Annotated in this window: 8 protein-coding genes and 1 pseudogene; 3 read left to right on the plus strand and 6 right to left on the minus strand. The window is 63.6% G+C overall.

The features are described 5' to 3' along the window. On the plus strand, positions 1-666 hold a 666-nt coding region (locus Y708_RS25045; RefSeq protein WP_155853866.1), incomplete at its 5' end, for an IS1595 family transposase. A gap of 4 nt (positions 667-670) precedes the next feature. Here Y708_RS25045 and Y708_RS29240 read toward each other — a convergent pair. Together Y708_RS29240 and Y708_RS29245 are read right to left on the minus strand one after the other, a co-directional pair. Then, the gene (locus Y708_RS29240) at positions 671-838 is read right to left on the minus strand and encodes a hypothetical protein (protein WP_155853867.1); all 168 of its coding nucleotides are present in this window, start codon (positions 836-838) and stop codon (positions 671-673) included. Positions 839-881: 43 nt separating this feature from the next. Then, entirely contained in the window at positions 882-1,103 is a 222-nt protein-coding gene (locus Y708_RS29245; protein ID WP_155853868.1) for a helix-turn-helix transcriptional regulator, read from the minus strand. Positions 1,104-1,351: 248 nt separating this feature from the next. Here Y708_RS29245 and Y708_RS25055 point away from each other — a divergent pair, with 248 nt between their 5' ends. Together Y708_RS25055 and Y708_RS0113700 are read left to right on the plus strand one after the other, a co-directional pair. Then, positions 1,352-2,380, plus strand: coding sequence for a GmrSD restriction endonuclease domain-containing protein (locus Y708_RS25055; RefSeq protein ID WP_081746798.1), 1,029 nt, complete (start codon positions 1,352-1,354; stop codon positions 2,378-2,380). A gap of 83 nt (positions 2,381-2,463) precedes the next feature. After that, positions 2,464-3,465, plus strand: a complete 1,002-nt coding sequence (locus tag Y708_RS0113700; RefSeq protein ID WP_081746799.1) for a threonine ammonia-lyase — start codon at positions 2,464-2,466, stop codon at positions 3,463-3,465. Here Y708_RS0113700 and Y708_RS31105 read toward each other — a convergent pair. The 4 genes and pseudogenes from Y708_RS31105 to Y708_RS0113715 all read right to left on the minus strand — a co-directional run bounded on the left by Y708_RS31105 (position 3,442) and on the right by Y708_RS0113715 (position 7,484). After that, the gene (locus tag Y708_RS31105) at positions 3,442-3,783 is read right to left on the minus strand and encodes an antibiotic biosynthesis monooxygenase family protein (RefSeq protein ID WP_253905820.1); all 342 of its coding nucleotides are present in this window, start codon (positions 3,781-3,783) and stop codon (positions 3,442-3,444) included. The genes Y708_RS0113700 and Y708_RS31105 overlap by 24 nt on opposite strands. Positions 3,784-3,834: 51 nt before the next feature. After that, positions 3,835-5,106: pseudogene (locus Y708_RS25060) on the minus strand (class I SAM-dependent methyltransferase); the annotation flags it as partial. Positions 5,107-5,178: 72 nt separating this feature from the next. After that, a complete protein-coding gene (locus Y708_RS25065; RefSeq protein ID WP_051479000.1) occupies positions 5,179-6,132 on the minus strand; it encodes a hypothetical protein in 954 nt (317 codons plus the stop codon). A 107-nt stretch (positions 6,133-6,239) separates the two neighbouring features. Then, on the minus strand, positions 6,240-7,484 hold the full coding sequence (locus tag Y708_RS0113715; protein ID WP_028280379.1) for a metal-dependent hydrolase family protein: 1,245 nt from the start codon (positions 7,482-7,484) through the stop codon (positions 6,240-6,242). Positions 7,485-7,745 lie beyond the last annotated feature (261 nt).

Below are 7,745 nucleotides of genomic sequence, written 5' to 3' on the forward strand. Positions count from 1 at the left end.
TCTGCCAGGCAGTTGCAGCGTCAACTTGGCCTCACCCGACATCAAACGGCCTGGACCATGCTGCACAAGCTGCGTCGGGCCATGGTCAACCCTGAACGCTCTCTACTGACAGGCGAGGTCGACGTCGATGAGTGCCAGGTCGGCGGCCGCGAGACCGGACGTCGCGGCGGCAGGAATCTCACCGCCAAAGCGGCGCAGGTGGTCGTTGCGGTGGAACATCGGGGCCAGGGTTCAGGGCGTGTGCGGATGAAAGTGATCGCTGATGCCTCCGGCGACACGCTGACCGGATTCATCACCGACACCGTCGCTCCCGGTGCGATCGTGCATACCGATGGCTGGATGGGTTACGCGCCATTGGCCAAGAAAGATTACGACTACCGGCCACGGTCACAAAGGGCCGCCAAGAGAGCCGACGACGCAGACCCGGTCATGCCTCGAGTGCATCGTGCGATCAGCAATTTCAAGACGTGGCTGCGAGGGACACACCGATCTGTCAGCAATGAACAACTACAGGTTTACCTCGACGAATTCACGTTCCGCTACAACAGACGCAGCACGCCCATGGCTGCGTTCCAGACTCTCCTCGGTCTTGGCAGTCGGCAGCCGCCGACTACCTACCGCCAAATCACAGAAAATGGCCGAAACGCAAGACATGACCTGAGCTAACCGTTCACCCACTTGCTTTCTTATCCTCGCGTTCAGCCTCAGCGAGTCGCTCGCGCAGCTCGTCAACGCGCTTCCGAGCAACAACCAGTTCCGTGACTGATTCGATGCGCGAGTCGAGAAGTTTGCGTGCCTGGTCTTTGGTGGTTTCGAGGTCGATGGTAGCCGTGCTCATCAGCCTATCGCCGGGTACGGACGTGCGTCACGAGCAGAGCGGTTCATCGGCCGACTGGGTAGTCGTGGAGGTACCCGTTAGCGGGATCGTTGAACCAGTCCTCGATGTCGCCGGCGTCGTACCGGACGGTGTTCCGTCCCAACATGAAGTAGGGCGGGCCGACGTTAGCTCGGCGCCATTGAGCAAGCTCCTGGCTGGTCACGCCGTACATGCCAGCCACGTCCTTCGGTGTCATCATTGCGCCCACCATGAGTCCCGCTTTCATCTTTGCCCCCGTTACTTTCGGCAACGCCGTCATCACTTGGCCGCGAAGTGAATTGGCAAGGTGGAGAGGTCGGACCGTGGAATACCGGAGCGAAGCGAGGATATGCCGCGAAAGCCTGCCTCGGAGCCTTGCCAAGAGAAGGGCGGACAGTACATTCACAAGCCGAAACGGAACGGCGCAGCCGGTCGGCAGATCCAGACGCGAAGCGTCTTCCGAAAGCCTGAACACCCCACCCGACACAGACCGCCATGCAAGAGGCAAACGGAGTACCGGCGGAGCAGGCGCCCCCGGTCGAAGACACCGTACCAACGGCCGTCGCGGAACAAACAGCGGCCCCGACGCCTGTACCAACTCCTTCAGCCACACCGGCGCCTTCCAAGAGCGCAACGCCGAAACCTTCCGTTTCTTCTTCCCCGACACTGGCACCGGGCCCGACGGTCGACGTCGCACCGGTGGATGATGACGACGTCGTGATGGCTGACGGCGACCCGAGTGCACCGCGGAACCAGCCGGAGTCCGGCATCCGGGCTCTTGCCTTGCTCGAAACCCTTGCCATACAGGGCCGTGCGCCCAAGACCGGCTACGACCGTGACCAGTTTGGGCAGGCCTGGGCCGACGTCGACCGCAACGGCTGCGACACCCGTAATGACATGCTCAACCGCGACCTTACTGCGATCGTCCATGCCAATTCGGTCCCATGCAAGGTGCAGTCAGGAGCGCTCAATGATCCGTACACAGGCACAGTCATTCCCTTCCTCCGTGGCCAGGACACCAGCATCGACGTGCAGATCGATCATGTTGTCGCGCTCTCCGATGCCTGGCAGAAGGGTGCGCAGGAGCTCACCTTTGATGAGCGTCTGGCTTTCGCCAATGACCCACTGAATCTTCAGTCCACCGACGGGCCCACCAACGCGCAGAAGGGTGCGGGCGACGCCGCCACCTGGCTGCCGCCGAACACCTCATTCCGGTGCGAATACGTTGCGCGGCAGATCTCGGTCAAGGCGACCTACGGTCTCTGGGTGACACAGGCTGAGCGCGACGCGATGGCTTGGATTCTCGGAAAGTGCGCTGACACCTTGGCGCCGACGAATCAGCAAGCACCGGCACCAGCGCCCGAACCGGCGCCAGCGCCCGCTCCGGCGCCAGCGCCCGCCCCGGACGTGTTTTACAAGAACTGTGCAGCCGCCCGGGCCTCGGGGGCAGCACCGGTATTGGCCGGTCAACCAGGCTACGCCGCGCACTTGGATGGAGACGGCGACGGGGTGGGCCGCGAGTAGCTAAGTGCCGGGCATTCGGCGCGGCAGCAGCATGGGTCGACCTCGCTTTCGACCCCACCCCTCACACCACCTAGGATCACTGTATGGAAATGAGCGACGGCGAAGCCGCACAAAATTTGCACCCCAAACTGGTCACGCTGGAGGACATCACCGCCGCTGCTGAACGGATCAGCGACCTTGCATTGCGGACACCAGTGATTCCGCTCCCGCATCCACTCCGGCCGGACGAGCTGCTGCACTGCAAGGCGGAATCGCTCCAGCCCACAGGTGCTTTCAAGCTCCGCGGCGCCTACAATACCATCGCCCAGGTCCTTGATCAGGCGCGCGAACGCGGCATCGTCGCCCAGTCTTCCGGCAATCATGCCCGCGCCGTCGCCTGGCTCGCGCACCGGCTCAATCTGCGTGCCGTCATTGTGATGCCCGACGCCGCCCCGCCCACCAAGATTGCCGCCGTTCGTGCACTCGGTGCCGAGGTGGAGGTGGTGCCTTCAGCCCAACGGGACATTCGGGCGAAGGAGCTGGTGGAGGAGTACGGATATGTCCACGTTCCGCCGTACGATGATCTGCGGATCATCGCCGGGCAGGGAACTGTTGGTCTGGAGCTGGTGGAACAGCTGCCCGACGTCGATGTGGTCCTGGTTCCCATCTCCGGCGGCGGGCTCATCTCCGGAATCTCGACGGCGGTGAAAGCGCTGAAACCCGGCACACAGGTCATTGGAGTTGAACCGGAGCTGGCCGCCGATGCTGCCCAAAGTTTCCGCGAGCGCCGCCGGATCACCTGGGAACCGGAGCTCACGTACCGCACGGTGGCGGACGGCCTGCGCACCCCAGCACTCGGCGTGCACCCCTGGGAGCACGTCCAGCGGTATGTCGATGACATCATCACCGTGTCCGAGGATCAGATCCTAGCGGCGATGCGCCACCTGGCCGTGGCGGGCAGGCTCGTGGCCGAACCCTCAGGCGCAGTGGCCACCGCGGCGTGGATGCACGACCTTGCGCCCTCCGGCGCGACGGTTGCCGCCGTCGTCTCCGGCGGTTCGGTGGATCCTGCCCTGCTGGCATCAGTGCTCCGCGCGGAACCCTGACGCGTCGTCGTCGTTGGTAGAGACCTGGTGGGGAACCTGCATTGATGTGGGAACCGTTCCTTCGAAAAGAGGTATTTCCACGACAGTAAACCGCGCCAAGGTGGTGTCGAGCGCCTGGTACGCTTCCCGCGACTGCTCGAGGAACGCTCCCCAGTCCGTTTCGTTCCGCCATCGATCAATGGTGATAAAGCGATTGGGTGTATCTGCATCGCGGAAGAGTTCGGTGCCGACAAAGCCATCGGCGTGTGCGAACAGCCGTGCCCAATCTCCCCCTGACGCGTACGCTGCAACAAACCCATCCACCAGCTTGGGCTGCACCTGGTATTCCCAGATCCTGAGGTAGACATCCCCATGGGAATGCGGCGTGCTCCGGCGCAGCGGCGGCTCGGTGCCGCCGGGGCGTTGCGCCAGTACCTGGTTCACGCCGGTCAGGCCGGATTCGAAGCCCAGTGCGCTGGTGGCCATGTAGAGCCGCCACACACGGGCACGTCCTTCGCTTGTCAGATGGACCGCTTCATCCCAGTGATCCTCAAGGTTCTGCACCCAGGCCCGCAGCGTCAGCGCGTAGTGCCGGCGCAGTGCTTCGACGTCGAGAATTTCAAACCCTCCGGACTCAAGTGCGCCGACCATGACGGCGAGACTGAGCATCTCTCCGTCGGGGAAGACATAGCGGGGAATGAACGAATCCGGGTCCGGCCGCATCGTATCCCCGGCGTTCCAGGAGATGGCGTGGTTGAGCAGTTGCCCTCCAGGACGCAGGAGGTTGAACAGGTGGGAGGAGTAGGCGGTGATCTGCTCGCGGCCCACATGCTCGGACATGCCGATGGAACTGATCGCGTCGAACGGACCGTCGTGGACGTCGCGGTAGTCCTGGACCCGGATTTCCACCCTGCCGGTCAGCCCGGCGTCGGTCACCCGCCGACGGGCCAGCGCAGCCTGCTCGGCGGAAAGGGTGACACCGACGACGTCGGCCCCGTAACGCCCAGCGGCGTGCAGCGCAAAGCTGCCCCACCCGCAGCCCACGTCCAACACCCGCATGCCCGGCCGCAGACGAAGCTTGCGGCAGACCAGATCATTCTTCGCATCCTGCGCCGCGTTCAGTCCGGTGCGCTCGGTGTCCCATACTGCGCAGGAGTAGACCATCGACGAACCGAGGACGAGAGCATAGAAGTCGTTGCCGACGTCGTAATGGTGGGAGATCGCCGCGGCGTCGCGCCTCTTGGAATGCTTCCGGCCGGAACGGTCCATGTCGGTTTCCTCCGGCGGAGGCTTGGGATTTGGGCCGATCGCGCCGAGGCGGACGGCGGTGCGCACCAGTGTCACGCGCTCGCGGAGCGTCGGCGGGGCGAAGGGTTCAAGTTCTGCGAACTTACCGACGGCGCTCAGCGCAGAGAAGCTCTCATAGAGATCGCCGGGAGCATCGATGTCCCCGGAAACGTAGGCGCGGCTCAGGCCGAGCATCCCGGGGGACCACAGCATGCGGCGCAGCGCCCTCCGGGAGCGGAACTCGATTACCGGGGCGCCGGCCGGCCCGGCAACCGATCCGTCCCAGGCGCGCAGCCGGAGCGGGATTTCCTCGGTGCCCAAGACGATGGACAGTGCTTCAGCCAACCGTGCTGCGACATCCTTTTTATTCGCCATGGTTACTGTCTACTCCGGATCGCCGCCCGGAGCCAGAGCAACTGGCGGAGGTGTTTGTGCCTCGGTGAAGCACTAGATCGTCTGAATGAGGATTGACGCAATGACGATTGACGCAGTGGTCACGGTGGCAAAGCCCGCCACCAGCATCGGTGTGACCAGCTCGTCGAAGATCATTGCCTTCTCGCGATCGTTCCGGCCCACCGACCGGCTGATCTCCTGGCAAACCAGATAGTCGCCCGGGAACCCGAAGAGGGCTGTCAAGGCGAGCGGCATGCCCTTCAGGGGATCCCATTGGAGGAGCTTGGAGGCAGCCAGGCCCCCGATCGAAATGCCGGTCACTCCCACAGCCAGGATGAGGACCACTGGCCAGAATGACTGAACCACGGACTCGAAAGTGACGGTACTGAGACTGGCCATGATCACCACAATCACGCTCGCGATACCCAACCCAAACGAGTTTGCTTTTTCCATCGCCCGCGCGGGAAAAATTCCCACCAGATGCCCGAGGAGTCCAAAAAGCAAGGCCCACACTCCGTAGTTCAACCCGGTCAGCGAATCCAGCCAGGAGGCCAGGCTCGCCGAAACGAATAGCATCAACAACAGGATGGGCGGTTCCTGGAAGCGCTCGGGAATGAGCTGAAGGCCGCGCCTGCTGGTCTTTGTGGCTCCGGCCTCCGGAGCGATGGTGGTCAAGGCGCCGGAGCCGGTTGTTGTGCTGGTTTTGGAGCCGGCCTCATCGAAGTGTCCGCGATCGTGGAGCTTCATGGCGTACTTGCGCAGCATGATGTTGGCTATGGGTAATCCGAACAGACTCTGCAGCCCCAGGACGAGGGCGGGTATGACAATCAGCTGCTCGAAGCCCAGTTCGGTCAGGCGCTCCGCGGTGATGATGTAGGCGATGATGCCGCCGGCCACAGGTCCGGCGCCGGCCACAGCGGAGGCGTAGCCGAGGATTGGGGTTATGACCAGCAGAATCAGCCCGGTGCCCAGGACAATGCCGGCCAGGGCAATCAGGATGGAAACCACCTCACCCGATGGCGAGGAGCAGGAGGATGATCGTTACAACATAGACCGGGTTCTCAAACACCTGAGTGCCTCCGTCTTAGTAGGATGTGGCCGGTTGAAGTCACAGCTCACGCGGGGAACTGCAGTGCGCCGTTCTTGTAGACCTGCCCGATCATGGTGCTCAGCCGCGGAAGCTGGTCTGCCGATTCCAATCGGCCATTGAGTACAACGGCATCGGCCAGGTAGTTCTTTGCCAACCGGCCCACGGAGTGCTCCGGTGTGATCAATTCGCCTGCAACGGATGTGGATGCAGCGAGCACCTGTTCGAGGGTCATCCCCGCGTCAGCCATCAGGGCCAGTTCCTCCAGATTCTCCCCGTGGACGCCCACACCGGAATCGGTTCCCATAGCTATCCTGACGCCGGCATCGACGGCGCGGGCAACGGAGCGGCGGTGCTCTTCGGCCACCCGGTGCGCCTTCTCAATGACCTGCGGCGGCAGGCCGCTGACACCTGATTCGCCCTTACGGATGACTGCCTGCGGTGCCGAGAGGGTGGGCACCAGATAGGCATTGGTGTCGAGGAACAGCTGGATCGCCTCGTCGGTGAGGTAGATGCCGTGCTCAATGGTCCGGACGCCGGCCCGCAGCGCGTTGACGATGCCCGCGGTGCCCTGGGCGTGTGACATGACGTATTTACCCTGCAGTTCAGCCTCTTCGACGACGACGGCGATCTCCGCCGGGGTGAACTGGGAGTGCCGCGGATCGTCGGACGGGGAGAGAACCCCACCGGTGGAGCAGATTTTGATCTGGTCAGCGCCGGCACGCAGAAGCAAGCGGGTGACCTTACGGATTTCCTCCACGCCGTCGGCGATTCCGCTTGGACGCCCCGGATGCGGCCCGAGGGCAGGGGAGACGACGCCGGAAGGCATCCAGAAATCACCGTGACCCCCGGTCTGGGACATGATGCTGATCGCCAGCCGAAGCCGCGGGCCTTTGATCAGACCGTTTTCGACGGCCGTTTTGGCGCCGAGATCGGCCCCGCCGGCATCGCGTGCGGTGGTGATTCCGGCCCGCAGGGTGGCTTCCAGATTGCGCACGGATTCGTAAAACTGCAGCGAGAACGGCTCCGCGAGGGCCTGGATAGAACCGGGATTGGACGTGGTTGCGTGGATGTGCAGGTCGATCAGCCCCGGAAGCACCGTGCGCCCTGAACAGTCCACCACCGTGGCATCGGCGTAATCCGGGGAGACACCGAGGCCCTGCCCCACTGCTTCAATGGTGGTGCCGCGGAAGACCACGTCCACTGCCCCGGGCAGGAAGCGTTCGCCGTCGAAAACGTGACCGTTTGTGAATACAGTGGGCGTAGGAGTCATTGTTGCCTTTCACGGATCAGCACAGCGAAACGGCTGCGAACATTTTGCGGCCAGCCTACTACGCCCGGCACGCCGGGCTTGAGGAGCACCCATGCCCACAGCAGAGCAGAACCCCTCGACCGGCGTGTCGGCGGAACGTATCCGGCGGGATATCGAGTTGCTTGCCACCTTCGGCGGTTCGCCGTCCGGCGCCATGAACCGGACCAGCTTCTCGGCTGCGGACCGGCGGGCACGGCAGTGGCTGGAGGAGACCTGCGCGGA

The organism is Arthrobacter sp. H5 (genome assembly GCF_000520595.1).
Taxonomy (GTDB): Bacteria; Actinomycetota; Actinomycetes; order Actinomycetales; family Micrococcaceae; genus Arthrobacter_D.

Bases quoted from the DNA above. Each gene is read 5' to 3' on its own strand.
- Y708_RS29240 (WP_155853867.1), bottom strand. From the start codon at position 838: ATGAGCACGGCTACCATCGACCTCGAAACCACCAAAGACCAGGCACGC.
- Y708_RS29245 (WP_155853868.1), bottom strand. From the start codon at position 1,103: ATGAAAGCGGGACTCATGGTGGGCGCAATGATGACACCGAAGGACGTG.
- Y708_RS25055 (WP_081746798.1), top strand. From the start codon at position 1,352: ATGCAAGAGGCAAACGGAGTACCGGCGGAGCAGGCGCCCCCGGTCGAA.
- Y708_RS0113700 (WP_081746799.1), top strand. From the start codon at position 2,464: ATGGAAATGAGCGACGGCGAAGCCGCACAAAATTTGCACCCCAAACTG.
- Y708_RS0113715 (WP_028280379.1), bottom strand. From the start codon at position 7,484: ATGACTCCTACGCCCACTGTATTCACAAACGGTCACGTTTTCGACGGC.